This is a genomic window from Microbacterium schleiferi (assembly GCF_015565955.1).
GTDB lineage: Bacteria > Actinomycetota > Actinomycetes > Actinomycetales > Microbacteriaceae > Microbacterium > Microbacterium schleiferi_A.
The window spans coordinates 2723800-2736811 of the sequence record NZ_CP064760.1 but is presented as its reverse complement, the minus strand read 5'-3'; the positions used below and the strand labels follow the sequence as shown (position 1 = coordinate 2736811).

The window sequence follows — 13012 nt, the reverse complement described above, 5'->3', positions numbered from 1 at the left end:
CCACAGACGCCCAGCGCGATTGTCGGCCGTTCGACGTACACTTGAATACATGACACCCGACACCGCAACTCTGATCCGAGACGGCCTCGCGCTCGACGCCGATCAGCGCGCGGTCGTCGCTAACGCCCTGCTCGAAAGCCTCCATGATGCAGACGACGAGAGCGAGGTCGATGCAGCCTGGCGTGCCGAGGCTACCCGGCGACTGGCCGAGGTGCGTGAGGGTGCGGTCGATCTGGTGGATGCCGACGAGCACTACGAGCGTTTGCGCGCCTTGCTCACCGCATGACCTTGGCCCAGCGAGAGCACCCCGAGGCCGTCGCGGAGTTCGACGCCGCCGTGCGCTGGTACGAAGACCAGGAGCCAGGGATCGGCCTTGCGCTCATCGACCGAGCAAGGCAAGCCCGGAAAGACCTCGACCAATGGCCGAACGCCGCCCCACCATTCACGACCGCTGACGATGGCACCGTGATCCGCAGCAAGGCCGTTCGCGGATACCCGTACCGCATCGTCTACACGGTGGAGCCGGACACGATCCTGATCCTCGCCTACGCCCACGAGCGCCGCGAACCCGGCTACTGGCTCCACCGGCTGAACGACTGAACAGCACGCCGCCGGGCTCATGGCTCGGATCGGGTCTCGCGTACATTTCTGGCGCCGTCGAACCCGGTGGTGAGGTCAGCGAGGAGCAGCTCCGCCGTCTCATGGGGCACGGCCAGGACCCCAACACGAGCGAACAGTTGGGTCGTCCGTACCGCCGATTCGCAAGCACTGCCGAGCGAGTTGCCCGTCGGCTTGAGAAGCTTCCCGAGACCCTCGCTCCCGCTGATAGGGGTGCACAGGTGGCGTTGATCGAGGCGGAAGAGGCAGGGAAACCGACGGGTGTGTTCGGCGAAGTCGGTGAGGCGGGCGAGGTTCTGTCGGGTCTTGACGGCGAGGTAGCGGCCGTTGACTTTCCGGTCTTCGTTGATCTCAAGCAGGGCTTCGGCGGCATGCTGGCGGACGTAGGGGTCTTCGGCGTCGTCGGCGGCGATCTGTGGCCCAGACTTCGCGAATTCGGGCAGGGGTACTAAGCCTTGATCCACCGATGAGCCGTGGGGTTGAGCGGGCGCGGTGACGCAGAAATGCCCCTCTGATCAGGAAGAATAGTGATTGTCTAGACCGCTGTTCGACCGATCCGAGAGGCATCTCGTAGGTGCAATTCAAGCATGCTCCCGCTGCTGTGTCAGCGATGTTCGATGATCCGAATCTCGTGTCGGCCGCGGGTCTGGTCCCGATGCTCCGCCTCGCCCGTTCCGTGGGCCTCGACGAGCTCGCGCAGTCGAGGTTGAGCGTCCCGACGGACAGGGGCGCGAACGCCGGGTCGAAGGTGATGGCGCTGGTGGCGGGGATGCTCGCCGGTGCGGACTCGATCGACGACATGAACCTGCTCCGTCACGGCGGGATGGGGCGATTGTTCGATCGGACGTATGCGCCGTCGACGTTGGGCTCGTTCCTGCGCGAGTTCCGTTTCGGGCATGTCCGCCAGCTCGATGCCGTCGCTTCCCGGACTCTGGTGAACCTCGCCTCGGCCGCACCGCTGCTGCAGGTTCGGGGCGGTGAGCGGGTGATGGTGGATCTGGACGACACGATCGTCGAGGTCCACGGATACAAGAAGCAGGGCGCCTCGTTCGGGTACTCCGGCGTCCGCGGACTCAACGCACTCCTTGCGACGGCGTCGACGACCTCGTCAGCACCGGTGATCCTGGGTCAGCGGCTCCGGCAGGGGAAGACCGGCTCCCCGAAAGGCGCCGCCAGGATCGTCGGTGACGTCCTCGCAACCCTCCGCCGCATGAACATCGGGAGCAGTGTCCGGCCGCTGCTGCGGGCCGACTCCGCGTTCTATGGGCACGGCACCGTTGGCACCGCGATCAAGTCCGGCGCGGACGTATCTGTCACGGTCCGGATGGACCCTGCGGTGAAGACAGCGATCTCGTCGATCCCCGAGGACGGGTGGGAGACGATCGAGTATCCGAACGCGATCCGTGACGAGGCCACCGGGCGGTGGATCTCGAAAGCCGAAGTCGCCGAAGTGCCCTTCGTCGCGTTCCGCTCCCGGAAGATCGCCGAACGGGTCGAAGGACGTCTCGTGGTGCGGCGCATCCCGGACCTGAACCCGAACAAGGTGGAGCAGCCGACCTTGTTCGACGTCTACCGGCACCACGCGTTCTTCACCACCACCGACAAGCAGACGATGGGCACCGTCGCGGCGGACAAGACCCACCGTGCCCACGCGATCATCGAACAGGTCCACGCCGATCTGAAGGGCGGACCGCTCGCTCACCTTCCGTCCGGGGTGTTCACCGCGAACAGCGCCTGGCTCGTGCTCGCGGTGATCGCGTTCAACCTCACCCGCACCGCCGGACTCATCTCCGACCGCGCCGGGCGGCTCGCCAGAGCGACAACCGCGACGATCCGCCGCACCCTCATCACTGTCCCGGCACGCCTCGCACGATCCGCCCGGCGCATCACCATGCACCTGCCCGCGGCCTGGCCCTGGCAGGCCGCGTTCGATCGCCTGTTCACGGCCACCCACGCCCCACCACACGTCAGCACGAACTGACCACCGCCGCGACGACGGCCCGACCGAGAACACAGTGGACGACCGGGATGCGACGCCCGGAACACAACCCTGCCCGCGGCCGGTCAAAGCCGCATCCATCAAGTCGAGCCCCTCGCCCAAGGCTCATCGGTGGATCGAGGCTAAAGCCCACCCCCTGTTCCCGATCGGGCACACTGCAGAACTTACTCTCTCCCTCGCCGCCATCTGCAGTGCACGCGACTTCGCGATGGTTTGGACGCGGCTGTCGAGCGAGCCGAAGGTGAGGCGAGCAAGGCAGATCGCGCCTACGTTCGAGCCATCACCTTCGCCGCCGGTCAGTTGCTTCGCGCAGTCGCCGAAGTCCACCGGGCAAGCCTGGCGAGCCGTATTCGTCGGCGGTCTCGAGGCAGCGGTCGTGTGTGCAGCGCATGATGGCGGAGAGCCGGTCCTGCGTGTAGTCGAATGTCCAGGAGCCGCGCGAGGCGTTCTGCTGCGTCTCCAGAGCGCGCTGAATTTACCAGATCGGTGACGATTTTGGTGTTCTTGGTGGACTAATGACCGTTCTCGGGCAGGTCAGAGTCCCGCGCGGCGGCTTCGCCGTTGTCGAGGGACGCAAGCGTGGCCATCTGGTCGGTGCTAAGGCGGAAGTCGAAGACCGAGAGGTTCTCGACCAGGCGTTTGGGGTCTGACGATCTCGGCACCGGCACGAGGCCCTGCTGCACGTGCCAGCGGAGCACCACCTGTGCCGCCGTTCGTCCGACGTCCGCCGCGATCTGCACGATCGTCGGGTTCTCCCGCAGCTCGGGCCCGCGGCCGAGCGGGCTCCAGCTCTCGGTCACGATACCGAGCACCTCGTGCGCGCGTCGAGGAACGGTACGGGCGATGTCGGGGCTGAGCTGGATCTGGTTCACGTCGGGCACGACCCCGGTCGCGGAACCGACGACGGCGGTGCGAGTCGCTTCACGGTTGGGCAAGGAGATGCCGGCCCATTGCACCTCCACGGGAAAGGTTCTCCTGGCGCAGCTCCCGCGAGAACAATTGGACCGTCTCTACCCCGACGAGCAACTCTCACAGGTGACTCCGCAGTCGATCCGTACCAAGACCGAGCTCCTCGCACAACTGGATCTTGTCGCGAAGCAGGGCTATGCAACGAACCGGGAGGAGAGCGAGGAGGGCGTGGCCTCGGTGGCCGTGGCCGTTCCCTCGGCGAGCGGGCTGCGGTTGGCGATCAACGCATCTGCCCCGGTGTTCCGCTTGCCTCCCCGCAAGGTGAAGACCCTCGTCGCACTCCTCGATGAGGCAGCCGTACGTCTGGCCGACCTGACCTCCTGAAGGCTCGTCGTCTCTTTCCCCTGCGACCTGGTGCAGGGGTCGTTCGGCGCGTTCTGAAGAGAGCTCGAGCCATGCTGGACTGTTGGCGCCGCGCAAGCTATTGTGTCTTCTAGTTAGGAACAAGTTCTGCTCAGCAGATAAATATGCGAAGAGGATGATCAATGCAGATCGTACTGGTGCACGGCGGATGGGTAGGCGGCTGGGTGTGGGACGGCGTCGCCGACGAATTGCGCAGAATGGGGCACGAGGTGATCGCGCCGACGCTGCGCGGTCTCGAAGACGGTGACGTGGACCGCTCCGGCGTCACGATGAGCATGATGGCGCGCGATCTGATCGATCAGGTAAGAGAGCTCACCCAGCTCGACATCGTGCTCGTCGGTCATAGCGGCGGAGGTCCGCTCATCCAACTCGTCGCTGAGGCGATGCCCGAGCGCATCGGCCGGGTCGTCTTCGTCGACGCCTGGGTGCTGCGCGACGGCGAGACCATTAACGACGTGCTCCCCGATCCGTTGGTCGCAGCGACGAAGGCGCTTGCGAGTCAGTCCGACGACAACACCATCGTCATGCCGCCTGAGCTCTGGGCCGCGTCTATGCAGGACATGTCCCCGTTCGAGCAGCAGCAGCTCGCCGCGCTCGAGCCGAGGCTCGTCCCAGCGCCGGCAGGCTGGTCCGATGAGCCGATCCGCCTCGACCGGTTCTGGGCGAGCAGCATCCCGTCAAGTTATGTGTTCCTCGCTCAGGACCAGGCCGTTCCCGCTGAGATCTACCAGGCCGCGGCCGGGCGGCTTGATAGTCCGCGCACGATCGAGATCGACGGAAGCCATTTGGTGATGCTCACGCATCCGGAGAGGCTCGCACGGGCCCTCGACGCCGTCATTGCCTAACAGGCCTGGGGAAGCTATGGATTCGATTTCACGCCCAGACGACGTCGCGCCGATCTCGTACACCGAACTGGCGCCGTCGGGTGCGCCTGCTCGGTGGATCGTCCTCGTGCACGGGGGTGGTGCCTCGAACGAGTACTATCTCGAGACGCCCGACGGCCGACAGGGCTGGGCGGCACGATTCGTATCGCTTGGCTACGGTGTGCTGGTGGTGGACTGGCTGGGGTTGTCCTATGAGGCGGCCCAACACGTCGATGATCGTGCGGCGTCTGCGCGGCTGGACTATGAGAGCGTGTGCCGAGGGATGGGCGTGTTCCTCTCTGGTCTCGGCCGGAACGTCGTGCTGGTCGTGCACTCGATGGCAGGTCCGATTGGCTTCCGCCTCCTAGAGACGCATGGCGATCTCATCGACGGGCTCGTAGCCGTCGCTCCGGGCCCGCCTGGAAATATACAGGCGGTGCCCGAGATCGTGAGGGAGTCCGACCAGGAGGTCTCCATCCGTGGAGCGGCCATCGACTGGACCATCCCGAAGATGGGTTTCTGGGAACCCACAAGCGCCTTCGTGAACGACAAGGCCATCGGACCCAGCCGGCGGTTCCCCCGCGAGTGCATCGAGGTGTTCCGCCGCACCCTTCGGCCGATCCCGGCCCGGATGCTTTATCAGCGTCAGAACATCGGTGGGAGCCAAATGAGGATCGGGCCGACCGACGCGTTCACGAACAAGCCGATTCTCGTCTTCACGGGTGGAGCCGATACCGACCACCCCTCGCAGCTGGATCAGGACATCGTGGCCTGGCTCACCGATCAGGGCGCCGCCGTCACCTTCTGGTCGTCCGAACTGCCTCTTCTCGCTGGGAACGGCCACTCGCTGATGGTCGAAGACAATAGCGACGAGATCGCTGACGAGATCGCGCGGTGGATCACGGCGCTCTGACTCGCCACCGTATCGTCCCGGCCATTATTTCAGCCGACCCGACGTCCCCAACAGCGGAGGAGAACGCCAGTCGTTTCCTTCGTGTCACTCGAGGGAACGCTGTGCCAGCTCGTTGCCGACTACGACTTGGTCGATCGGGCCCTTGCTCGAACTCCTCATTTCATACGTCTGGCGATGGACTCAAGGGAGATGTTCGCCGACGGCCGCGTGCAACTCCAGGTCATCGGTGGACAGCTGAGGCGTCTGCCACGACGCATCGAGACGATCGGTTCGCAGCTCGAACGGAACGTTCGGGCTGAGCATAAGGATGTTCCGAGACCTCCAGGAACGCGGATGGATCGGTTCGTTGGTCGGGGAGCTGACGACCACCCTGGTTGGCGTGGCGCTTATCGTCGCTGCGGTGCTACTTTCGGTCTCGGGGGTGGCCCCCAGCTCGCCCCGACGTCGCACTCCTACCGTTCCTAGGGGCGGGGTGGTCGGCCTCGCGGGCAGGCTCCTCGTGCTGAGGCCGCTGCGCACCTCCTTGATGCGCACCACGCTGATCGCCGGATCCTGGCAAACTATCCCGCGACGCGAATTCGCAGGGGGTGTCGGCGCGACTTTCGATCGACGTACAGTGCCGTCCGTTAACAAACGATCGGTTCGTGCGACCGAACTGTCGAACGCCTGTGCATCGCTGCGGCGAGTTCCTCATGGCGCAGTACCTGGGTTTCGCTTCCGGAAGAAGATTTCACGAACCCCAGCGACACGGTGTTGCGGTGACGTTCGACGAAAGAGAAGAAGGATGGCCCGGCGAATCCCAATCGCGCGAAGTCTCGCCTTCGAAATGACAGAAGCGCTCCTGTGCTCGCGCGTCGGTTACTTCGCACCTTCTAGGTGTGACGTTATCAATTAGGGTGATGACGACCGGTGACGGGTACCGGTACCTGCTGAACTCTGTCGTGTCCGGTGACGGCGACCGCGACGCCTCGTCTGTGTTGACGCGGTATTACGCGGAGGCCGGGACTCCTGGCTCGATGTAGCGCCGAGGGGGTCGCTACTGGTCGGTTCCGACGTTGTGTTCAACCCAGTCGCGCAGATGCTTCAACGGGGCGGCTGCGCTGTGTCCGAGGTCAGTAAGTTCGTACTCCACGCGAGCGGGAACCTCGGGGTAGACGGTGCGAGTGAGCAGGCCGTGGTCTTCGAGACGCTTGAGGGTCTGGGACAGCACCTTGGGGCTGACGCCTTCCAAGCGTCGTTTGAGTTGCCCGTTGCGTTGCGGCCCGTCTTCGAGCGCACCGATGGCCAGGGCGCTCCACTTGTTGGCGAGCAGGTCGAGCATGTCGCGGCACGGACACATGGCCGCGTACACGTCGTTCCGGTCGCACTCATCCACGGTCTGACTCATACGTTCATGGTATCCGATGGGTACTAGGTTGCCTTGACGGTAACCAGTAGGTCTGGGGAACCATAATTGGCATGACGGCTACGACTGCGATCGGATACGAGAAGAACCTCCCCGCCACCGACCCCGAGGCGCTGACCGCCCGCGAGGTCGAGGTGCCCGAACTTGGACCGCATGACTTGTTGGTCGAGGTCGAGGCGGTCTCGGTGAACCCGGTCGATGTGAAACTGCGGGAAGGCGCTCCTGCGAACGGGTTCAAGGTGCTCGGCTTCGACGCCGCCGGTACGGTGCGCGAGGTCGGCTCAGCGGTGACGCTGTTCGCTCCGGGTGACGAGGTGTACTACGCGGGCAGCATCGACCGGCCAGGTACGAACCAGCGCCTGCATGTTGTGGATGAGCGGATTACGGGGCGCAAGCCGCAGGTGCTGTCGTTTGCCGACGCTGCTGCGCTGCCGCTGACGGCGATCACCGCCTGGGAGACCCTGTTCGAGCGGCTCGCCCTTACCGAGGACTCGACCGGCACCCTGCTGGTGATCGGCGCGACCGGCGGAGTCGGATCGATCATGCTGGCACTGGCCGACGCGCTCCTGCCGAACGTCACCGTGATCGCCACCGCCTCCGACGATGAACGCTCCGCCTGGGTGCGCAACCTGGGCGCGGAGCATGTGGTGAACCACCGCGACGACCTGGCTGAGCAGGTGCTCGCCGTCGCGCAGGATGGCGTGGACTGGCTGTTCACCGCGCATTCCGCGGGGCAGATCGAAACCTATGCGCGGATCGTTCGAGCGTTCGGGCATATTGTCGCCATTGACGACGGTCCGCGCGACGTGTTCCCGCTCAAGGGCAAGAGCATCGCTTGGCACTGGGAACTGATGTTCACCCGCCCGCTCAGGCAGACCCCGGACATGATTGAACAGCACCAGCTCCTGAACACTGTCGCTGACCTTGTAGATCAGGGCCGCATCCGCACCACGGCCACAACGACACTCGCGCCGATCTCACCGACCACACTCCGCGAGGCGCACGAGTTGGTCGAGAACGGCCGCACAGTCGGCAAGGTCACCGTCCACAGATGGGAGTAGACTGAAACCGCGCGCACGCGCATGTTCACAGGCGAGTGCGTTTGCAGAACCTCGGCTAGCTGGTCGTCGAGGATCGTGCGCAGCTCCACCCACTTCTTGTCGTCATCCAGCAACCGGACGCGGCGCGCGACGCGGATGAGGTCTTCGAGGATCGCGATCTCAGCGCGGAGTTCACCGATCGACTCGGCCGCAGTGGCAAGGTCGACCACCTGGTCGACACGGGCCTCGAACTGTGCTCGTTCTTCTTCGGAGATTTCTTCATCGAGGTCATCGAACTCGTCGGGGTTGAAGCTTGGCGCCGAAGCGGAGGCGTCCTCGAAGTCGAGTGCGACGCGGCCGGTTGACCACTCGTCAATAGACGCAGTCATGGAGGTGCTGTAGCGGGCCTCGTCGGTCGCGCGCTGCCATTCCCGCAGACGGGTCTCGAGTCGCACTTGGCGTCGCTCGAGCGATCGGAGGATCGCCTCCGGACTTGAGGCGAGGCGTCGCTGCAGCACGGTGAGCGCGAACCCCACGTTGTTGCCGCGCTTCTTGTCGCCCGCCTGCGCGAGCCGTTCCGCACGACCCATCTCGGTGCGCACGTAGCCGGTCACCAGCTCATATAGCTCACGCTCGGGGTCGCTCAGCTCGTACTCGACCGTGTACGCGCGACGCTCGGGGAACAGAGGCTTGCCCTCGAAGGTGAGGAGCTCTTCCTTCACCATGCGCCGCATCAGGCCGCGCGTGTCAGTGCGGTGCACGCCGGCGCGGAACTGGCCCTCGAACCGGTCGCGGTCCAGCAAGGACATGAACAGCTGGAAGTCTTCTTCCTTGCCTGCGTGCGGGGTCGCGGTCATGAGGAGGAAGTTGTGCGCGGTCTCGGCGAGCAGCCGCCCCAACCGGAACCGCTTCGTCTCGTCGACTTGACCCGCCCATGACGAGTAGTGCGCGGACATGCGATGCGCCTCATCGACGACGACAGCGTCCCAGGTGACGTCGGAGAGCTGCTCGATCAGGTCATCGCTGCGGGAGAGTTGGTCCATCCGTGCGATGAGGAACGGGTGCTCGTCGAACACATTGCGGCCCTGCGCGTCGTCGACCATCTGACGGTTGAAGATCTCGAACGAGAGGTCGAATTTCTGCGACAGCTCTTCCCGCCACTGCTCCACGAGGCCGCCGGGCGCGACGATGAGCGCTCGTTCGCAGTCGGCGCGGAGGATGAGCTCCTTGAGGTAGAGGCCGGCCATGATCGTCTTGCCCGCGCCGGGGTCATCAGCGAGGAGGAACCGCAGCGGGATTCGCGGGAGGAGTTCCTCGTACACTGCGCGGATCTGATGCGGCAACGGATCGACGTCCGAGCTATTCACCGCCGCCATCGGGTCGTAGAGCGCGGCGTACTTGATGCGGAGCGCCTCGGCCGCGAGGCGGAACTCATCAGGGTCGCCGTCGAACGCGGGCGCGTTACCCAGCTCCGTGACTAGTTCGAGCTTGCCGGCATCGAGCTCGGTGATGGTGCGTTCGCCGGTCCGACCCGAGTCATCGCGGAAGAAGATCTCGACGAGCGCGTCGTCCAGCGGTGTCACGCCGACGAGTGTCACCGGCTGCCCGGGCAGGACACCGCGCAGGCGTTGCCCGGCGCGCAGCGATGCCAGCGTCACCGCAGGTGCGTCCACGTGGTTCCTCCCCTGGAAAATGGCAAGTCGATCAGGATACGTCGTGCCGCCGACATCGCGGCCGACTGGGTCAGTCCGGAGATCCTGCGTCCCCTCTGCGTACCCAGTCGTCGACCTCGCTCGCCTGGAACTTCCACAGACGCCCGACCTTGTGCGCCGGCATCCCCTTGTCGGAGATCCAGGCGTAGATCGTGTCCTTGGTCACGCCCAAGTGCTCAGCGATGTCGTCGGCAGAGAGCCACGGCTCGGACATTCACGCCCCCATGCGGATTGAACCGGATTTATCCGGGTATGGCCGATCCTATCGGGACCCCTTGCCCTCGTCGCCATTAAGGTGCCCGACTTCGTCAACGGCCGCCAGCAGCTCTTCGAGGTGCATGTGAATTTCGTCGTACGCCTGCATGAAGAACATCAAGTCCATGTTGAGTGGGGGCGTATCGTCCAGGTCGGCGAGGACCTCTCGAGCCTCGCGGACCGCTGTCTGCAGCCGAGTCTCGATTCCCGGCAGGCTCAGGATCCAGCCGTCGATCACGCTGAACGGGACTGGTGAGAAGTCGTGGGCGTCGACGCCGACGTGGAACTGATGCCCATTCGGGCCATGGTCCCGTGCGTGGGTGTGCCCGTGGATGAGCGGGATGCCGTCGTCCCAGCGCGGGCGATGCGAAGTGTGTCGATCCTGTTCCTGGCTGTCGCCGGCGTAGGGGTAGTGCGAAGCGATGATCCGGTACCCGCGGCGGGTGCCCTCGACGACCTCTGGGAGGATCTCCCAGCCCGCCGCTTCGTACATGGGCAGGAATCGCTCGATCGCCCGTTTCGACTGCGTCGCGGGCGAGACACGATCGTGGTTGCCGGGGACGAGGAGTCGGCGTCCGTGCAGGTGTGCGGTGAGCGGAAGGGATTCAGCGATCGCTCCGAGCGCGAGATCTCCCAGGTGCAGCACGACGGAGTCAGGAGCGACAACGTCGTTCCACCGGCCAATCAGCGCGGCATCCATCTCCGCGACGGTTGAGAAGGGACGGTCGGCGAGCTCGCTGATGCGGGCATGACTGAAGTGGGTGTCAGAGGTCACGAAGTCGACTTGGTCGAAGTCGAACCAGGGGTACTCACGCATCGCCAGGATCCGGGGCGTCGGGATCCATCTCGAAGGCGCGAAGCAGCGTTCGTTCGAGGTCGCTGACCGGCTCCGGCGGCATCCCAGCGATCTCGTCACGCAGCTGACCGAGAGCGGCCTCGATTGCGGTCCGATGCTCGTCGCGCCAGGCGCGAACGCTCGGATCGCGGAGGACTCCGTCGTCACGACTGCCCGGATAGTCGAGCAGGAGCTCGGTCTCGATCGCCGACGCCATTGCGCGTGCATCGACTGCGCTGGTCATGCGGAGAATCGAGAGGTGGGTCGCGGCGTCCGAGCCCGACACCTCGACGAGGTAGCGCTGGATATCGCCATCCTCGCCGTGCGTGGTCGCGACGAGCGAGACCGTGACCGTACGGCCTGCGATTGAGATCTCGCGCATGCTTCCTCCTCGACGTAGAACCGGCCAACCTATCAGGCGGTGATGGATCAGTCAGTCTCCGGCTCGGGATAGATTCGTCCCGGCCGTACGACGTCGTCGTGTCCGGGGATGAAGGCGATCGCGCCCAGTCGGGTCCAGTAGCTGATCAGCCAGCGCTGGATGAGCTCGGTCTGTTCACGGCGTTCGAGGAGTGTCCGTCCCGGGTCTTCGATGACGTCGTCCCACGCGATGCTCGTGAACATCGCGTTCAAGAGTTCGGCGCACGACGGCCCAGTGCCATGTGTGTCCCACCATGCGATCGTCAGCCTGCCGGCTTGGGCTGCGGTGCTGGATCCGGCGGGCTCCTCGATCGTTCCGATCAGGGCGGTGAGGTAGGGATCTTCCACCGCCATGACGAACGACTCCTGGTTGAGTTCCGCAGCGCCCATACAGTGCAGAATGCCATACAGATTAGGCCTCTCCTGGTAGTCGCGGGCTGTCACCCGCAACGCCGAAGTGCCTCAGCGGATCGTGAGGTCGGGCGTCACGCTGGGCAAGAGGTCGGTGAGCTGAACGTCGAGCACCTGAGCTACCGCCAGCAGAGTCTTGACGGTCGGATTCGCGGGAGTTCCGGGCTTCGACTCACCCTTCTCGAGCTTCTGGTACGTGTAGCGGCTCAGGTTGGACTCGTACGCCACACGGTCCTGGCTGTATCCGACACGCGCTCGTTCCCGCTGGATGTTCTGGCCGAGCTCGCGAGCGTAGTGGTCCCACGCATCAGGCGAGGTCGCGGGGGAAGGCACCCATCAAGCGTCACGAGTAGGCCTCTGCAGTAAGGCCTAATCTGTATGGCAATCTCGATGGCTCGACAACCCGGCTCGGACACAAAGACGCCCTCCACGAGGGAGGGCGTCGGGCCACGGTTGGGATGAACAACCGGGCGGGGTGTATCCACACTATACACACGATCGCTGGTAGGAAGGTGATCACCTCGTGCACCGATTTGGAGTCGTCTGTTGTCAGCCTCACCCGTTCCTGGACCGCCGCACGAGCGCCTCATCGTCTACATCGACGGCTTCAACTTCTATCACGGCATGCACGACAAGTTCGGACGCTCGACGCTCTGGATCGACTTCGTCGCACTCGCGCAGAGCCTGCGCCCACGCAGCCACATCGTCGCGGTGAAGTACTTCACCGCACCTGTGCTGGGCGATGCGGGCGCGGCCAGTCGTCAGGCCTACCATCAGGCAGCCGTCGCTGCGCGTCACACCAACGTCTTCAGCGTCACGCAGGGCCGATATCAAGCGAAGACCGTGACGTGCTTCAACTGTCGCGCAACGCGTACGGTGCACGAGGAGAAGGAGACCGACGTCAACATCGCCGTTGCTCTTGTGGGCGACGCCGCTGCGAACGCGATGGACTCGGCACTGATCATCAGCGCCGACAGCGATCTTGCGCCCGCGGTCAGGGCGGCCAAACAATTCCGCCCGCACATGTTCATCGGCGCCGCCTTCCCACCCAAGCGGTTCTCGAGCGAACTCAAGCAGCTGATGCCCGCGTCGTCGCAGATCGGTCGCGACAAGATCCGCCAGGCTCTTCTGCCCGAGAGCTTCACCGTCGGCGCGACCACGTACACCCGACCTCCGAAGTGGCGATGACACGAGCAGCAGCAGCGCCCG

17 protein-coding genes and 3 pseudogenes are annotated in these 13012 nt (G+C 64.8%); 11 read left to right on the top strand and 9 right to left on the bottom strand.

Annotated elements, in window-relative coordinates; genetic code table 11:
- Positions 1-49: 49 nt before the first annotated feature.
- The 5 genes and pseudogenes from IT882_RS13385 (at position 50) to IT882_RS13370 (ending at position 2599) form a co-directional block, all read left to right on the top strand.
- Positions 50-286, top strand: a complete 237-nt coding sequence (locus IT882_RS13385; protein WP_024476685.1) for an addiction module protein — start codon at positions 50-52, stop codon at positions 284-286.
- The gene (locus IT882_RS13380) at positions 283-600 is read left to right on the top strand and encodes a type II toxin-antitoxin system RelE/ParE family toxin (protein ID WP_024476684.1); all 318 of its coding nucleotides are present in this window, start codon (positions 283-285) and stop codon (positions 598-600) included. The genes IT882_RS13385 and IT882_RS13380 overlap by 4 nt, the downstream gene beginning before the upstream one ends.
- Positions 492-824: pseudogene (locus tag IT882_RS17160) on the top strand (relaxase domain-containing protein); the annotation flags it as partial. The gene IT882_RS13380 and the pseudogene IT882_RS17160, both read left to right, overlap by 109 nt.
- 15 nt (positions 825-839) lie before the next feature.
- A complete protein-coding gene (locus tag IT882_RS16695; protein ID WP_082734078.1) occupies positions 840-1070 on the top strand; it encodes a hypothetical protein in 231 nt (76 codons plus the stop codon).
- 122 nt (positions 1071-1192) lie between these two features.
- Positions 1193-2599 carry an IS1380 family transposase gene (locus IT882_RS13370; RefSeq protein ID WP_195692261.1) on the top strand — a complete coding sequence of 469 codons (1407 nt, stop codon included), beginning with the start codon at positions 1193-1195 and terminating at the stop codon, positions 2597-2599.
- Between the two features lie 352 nt (positions 2600-2951).
- On the opposite strand, the pseudogene IT882_RS17155 reads toward IT882_RS13370, so the two are convergent.
- Together IT882_RS17155 and IT882_RS13360 are read right to left on the bottom strand one after the other, a co-directional pair.
- Positions 2952-3083, bottom strand: a pseudogene (locus tag IT882_RS17155) (hypothetical protein); the annotation flags it as partial.
- 46 nt (positions 3084-3129) lie between these two features.
- The gene (locus IT882_RS13360; RefSeq protein WP_024476682.1) at positions 3130-3579 is read right to left on the bottom strand and encodes an aldo/keto reductase; all 450 of its coding nucleotides are present in this window, start codon (positions 3577-3579) and stop codon (positions 3130-3132) included.
- On the opposite strand from IT882_RS13360, the gene IT882_RS13355 reads away from it, so the two are divergent.
- The 4 genes from IT882_RS13355 to IT882_RS16960 all read left to right on the top strand — a co-directional run bounded on the left by IT882_RS13355 (position 3461) and on the right by IT882_RS16960 (position 6747).
- The gene (locus tag IT882_RS13355) at positions 3461-3910 is read left to right on the top strand and encodes an IclR family transcriptional regulator (protein WP_084423838.1); all 450 of its coding nucleotides are present in this window, start codon (positions 3461-3463) and stop codon (positions 3908-3910) included. The genes IT882_RS13360 and IT882_RS13355 overlap by 119 nt on opposite strands.
- A gap of 161 nt (positions 3911-4071) precedes the next feature.
- Entirely contained in the window at positions 4072-4794 is a 723-nt protein-coding gene (locus IT882_RS13350) for an alpha/beta fold hydrolase (RefSeq protein ID WP_005054944.1), read from the top strand.
- A gap of 16 nt (positions 4795-4810) precedes the next feature.
- Positions 4811-5725 carry an alpha/beta fold hydrolase gene (locus tag IT882_RS13345; protein ID WP_195692260.1) on the top strand — a complete coding sequence of 305 codons (915 nt, stop codon included), beginning with the start codon at positions 4811-4813 and terminating at the stop codon, positions 5723-5725.
- Positions 5726-6624: 899 nt separating this feature from the next.
- Positions 6625-6747 (top strand): hypothetical protein, encoded by a 123-nt coding sequence (locus tag IT882_RS16960; protein WP_267189609.1) that lies wholly within the window; start codon positions 6625-6627, stop codon positions 6745-6747.
- 14 nt (positions 6748-6761) lie between these two features.
- Here IT882_RS16960 and IT882_RS13340 read toward each other — a convergent pair whose 3' ends face one another.
- Positions 6762-7112 carry a winged helix-turn-helix transcriptional regulator gene (locus tag IT882_RS13340; protein ID WP_024476679.1) on the bottom strand — a complete coding sequence of 117 codons (351 nt, stop codon included), beginning with the start codon at positions 7110-7112 and terminating at the stop codon, positions 6762-6764.
- A 71-nt stretch (positions 7113-7183) separates the two neighbouring features.
- Between IT882_RS13340 and IT882_RS13335 the strand changes: the two genes are divergently transcribed.
- A complete protein-coding gene (locus IT882_RS13335) occupies positions 7184-8191 on the top strand; it encodes a zinc-binding alcohol dehydrogenase family protein (RefSeq protein WP_024476678.1) in 1008 nt (335 codons plus the stop codon).
- A gap of 767 nt (positions 8192-8958) precedes the next feature.
- Here the strand turns inward: IT882_RS13335 and IT882_RS16690 are convergent.
- The 6 genes and pseudogenes from IT882_RS16690 to IT882_RS13305 form a co-directional block, all read right to left on the bottom strand.
- Positions 8959-9546 (bottom strand): annotated as a pseudogene (locus IT882_RS16690) (DEAD/DEAH box helicase); the annotation flags it as partial.
- A gap of 367 nt (positions 9547-9913) precedes the next feature.
- On the bottom strand, positions 9914-10096 hold the full coding sequence (locus tag IT882_RS13325; protein ID WP_036294314.1) for a helix-turn-helix domain-containing protein: 183 nt from the start codon (positions 10094-10096) through the stop codon (positions 9914-9916).
- Positions 10097-10144: 48 nt separating this feature from the next.
- Entirely contained in the window at positions 10145-10954 is an 810-nt protein-coding gene (locus IT882_RS13320; protein WP_195692259.1) for a hypothetical protein, read from the bottom strand.
- The gene (locus IT882_RS13315; RefSeq protein ID WP_195692258.1) at positions 10947-11354 is read right to left on the bottom strand and encodes a hypothetical protein; all 408 of its coding nucleotides are present in this window, start codon (positions 11352-11354) and stop codon (positions 10947-10949) included. The genes IT882_RS13320 and IT882_RS13315 overlap by 8 nt, the downstream gene beginning before the upstream one ends.
- Positions 11355-11401: 47 nt before the next feature.
- A complete protein-coding gene (locus tag IT882_RS13310) occupies positions 11402-11782 on the bottom strand; it encodes a hypothetical protein (RefSeq protein ID WP_195692257.1) in 381 nt (126 codons plus the stop codon).
- 72 nt (positions 11783-11854) lie between these two features.
- Entirely contained in the window at positions 11855-12136 is a 282-nt protein-coding gene (locus IT882_RS13305; RefSeq protein WP_036295200.1) for a helix-turn-helix domain-containing protein, read from the bottom strand.
- Positions 12137-12349: 213 nt separating this feature from the next.
- On the opposite strand from IT882_RS13305, the gene IT882_RS13300 reads away from it, so the two are divergent.
- Positions 12350-12991 carry an NYN domain-containing protein gene (locus IT882_RS13300; protein WP_036295197.1) on the top strand — a complete coding sequence of 214 codons (642 nt, stop codon included), beginning with the start codon at positions 12350-12352 and terminating at the stop codon, positions 12989-12991.
- The last annotated feature ends 21 nt before the right edge of the window (positions 12992-13012 follow it).

Bases quoted from the DNA above. Each gene is read 5' to 3' on its own strand.
- IT882_RS13385 (WP_024476685.1), top strand. From the start codon at position 50: ATGACACCCGACACCGCAACTCTGATCCGAGACGGCCTCGCGCTCGAC.
- IT882_RS13350 (WP_005054944.1), top strand. From the start codon at position 4,072: ATGCAGATCGTACTGGTGCACGGCGGATGGGTAGGCGGCTGGGTGTGG.
- IT882_RS13325 (WP_036294314.1), bottom strand. From the start codon at position 10,096: ATGTCCGAGCCGTGGCTCTCTGCCGACGACATCGCTGAGCACTTGGGC.
- IT882_RS13380 (WP_024476684.1), top strand. From the start codon at position 283: ATGACCTTGGCCCAGCGAGAGCACCCCGAGGCCGTCGCGGAGTTCGAC.
- IT882_RS13315 (WP_195692258.1), bottom strand. From the start codon at position 11,354: ATGCGCGAGATCTCAATCGCAGGCCGTACGGTCACGGTCTCGCTCGTC.
- IT882_RS13345 (WP_195692260.1), top strand. From the start codon at position 4,811: ATGGATTCGATTTCACGCCCAGACGACGTCGCGCCGATCTCGTACACC.
- IT882_RS13335 (WP_024476678.1), top strand. From the start codon at position 7,184: ATGACGGCTACGACTGCGATCGGATACGAGAAGAACCTCCCCGCCACC.
- IT882_RS13340 (WP_024476679.1), bottom strand. From the start codon at position 7,112: ATGAGTCAGACCGTGGATGAGTGCGACCGGAACGACGTGTACGCGGCC.
- IT882_RS13355 (WP_084423838.1), top strand. From the start codon at position 3,461: ATGTCGGGGCTGAGCTGGATCTGGTTCACGTCGGGCACGACCCCGGTC.
- IT882_RS16960 (WP_267189609.1), top strand. From the start codon at position 6,625: ATGACGACCGGTGACGGGTACCGGTACCTGCTGAACTCTGTCGTGTCC.
- IT882_RS13310 (WP_195692257.1), bottom strand. From the start codon at position 11,782: ATGGGCGCTGCGGAACTCAACCAGGAGTCGTTCGTCATGGCGGTGGAA.
- IT882_RS13320 (WP_195692259.1), bottom strand. From the start codon at position 10,954: ATGCGTGAGTACCCCTGGTTCGACTTCGACCAAGTCGACTTCGTGACC.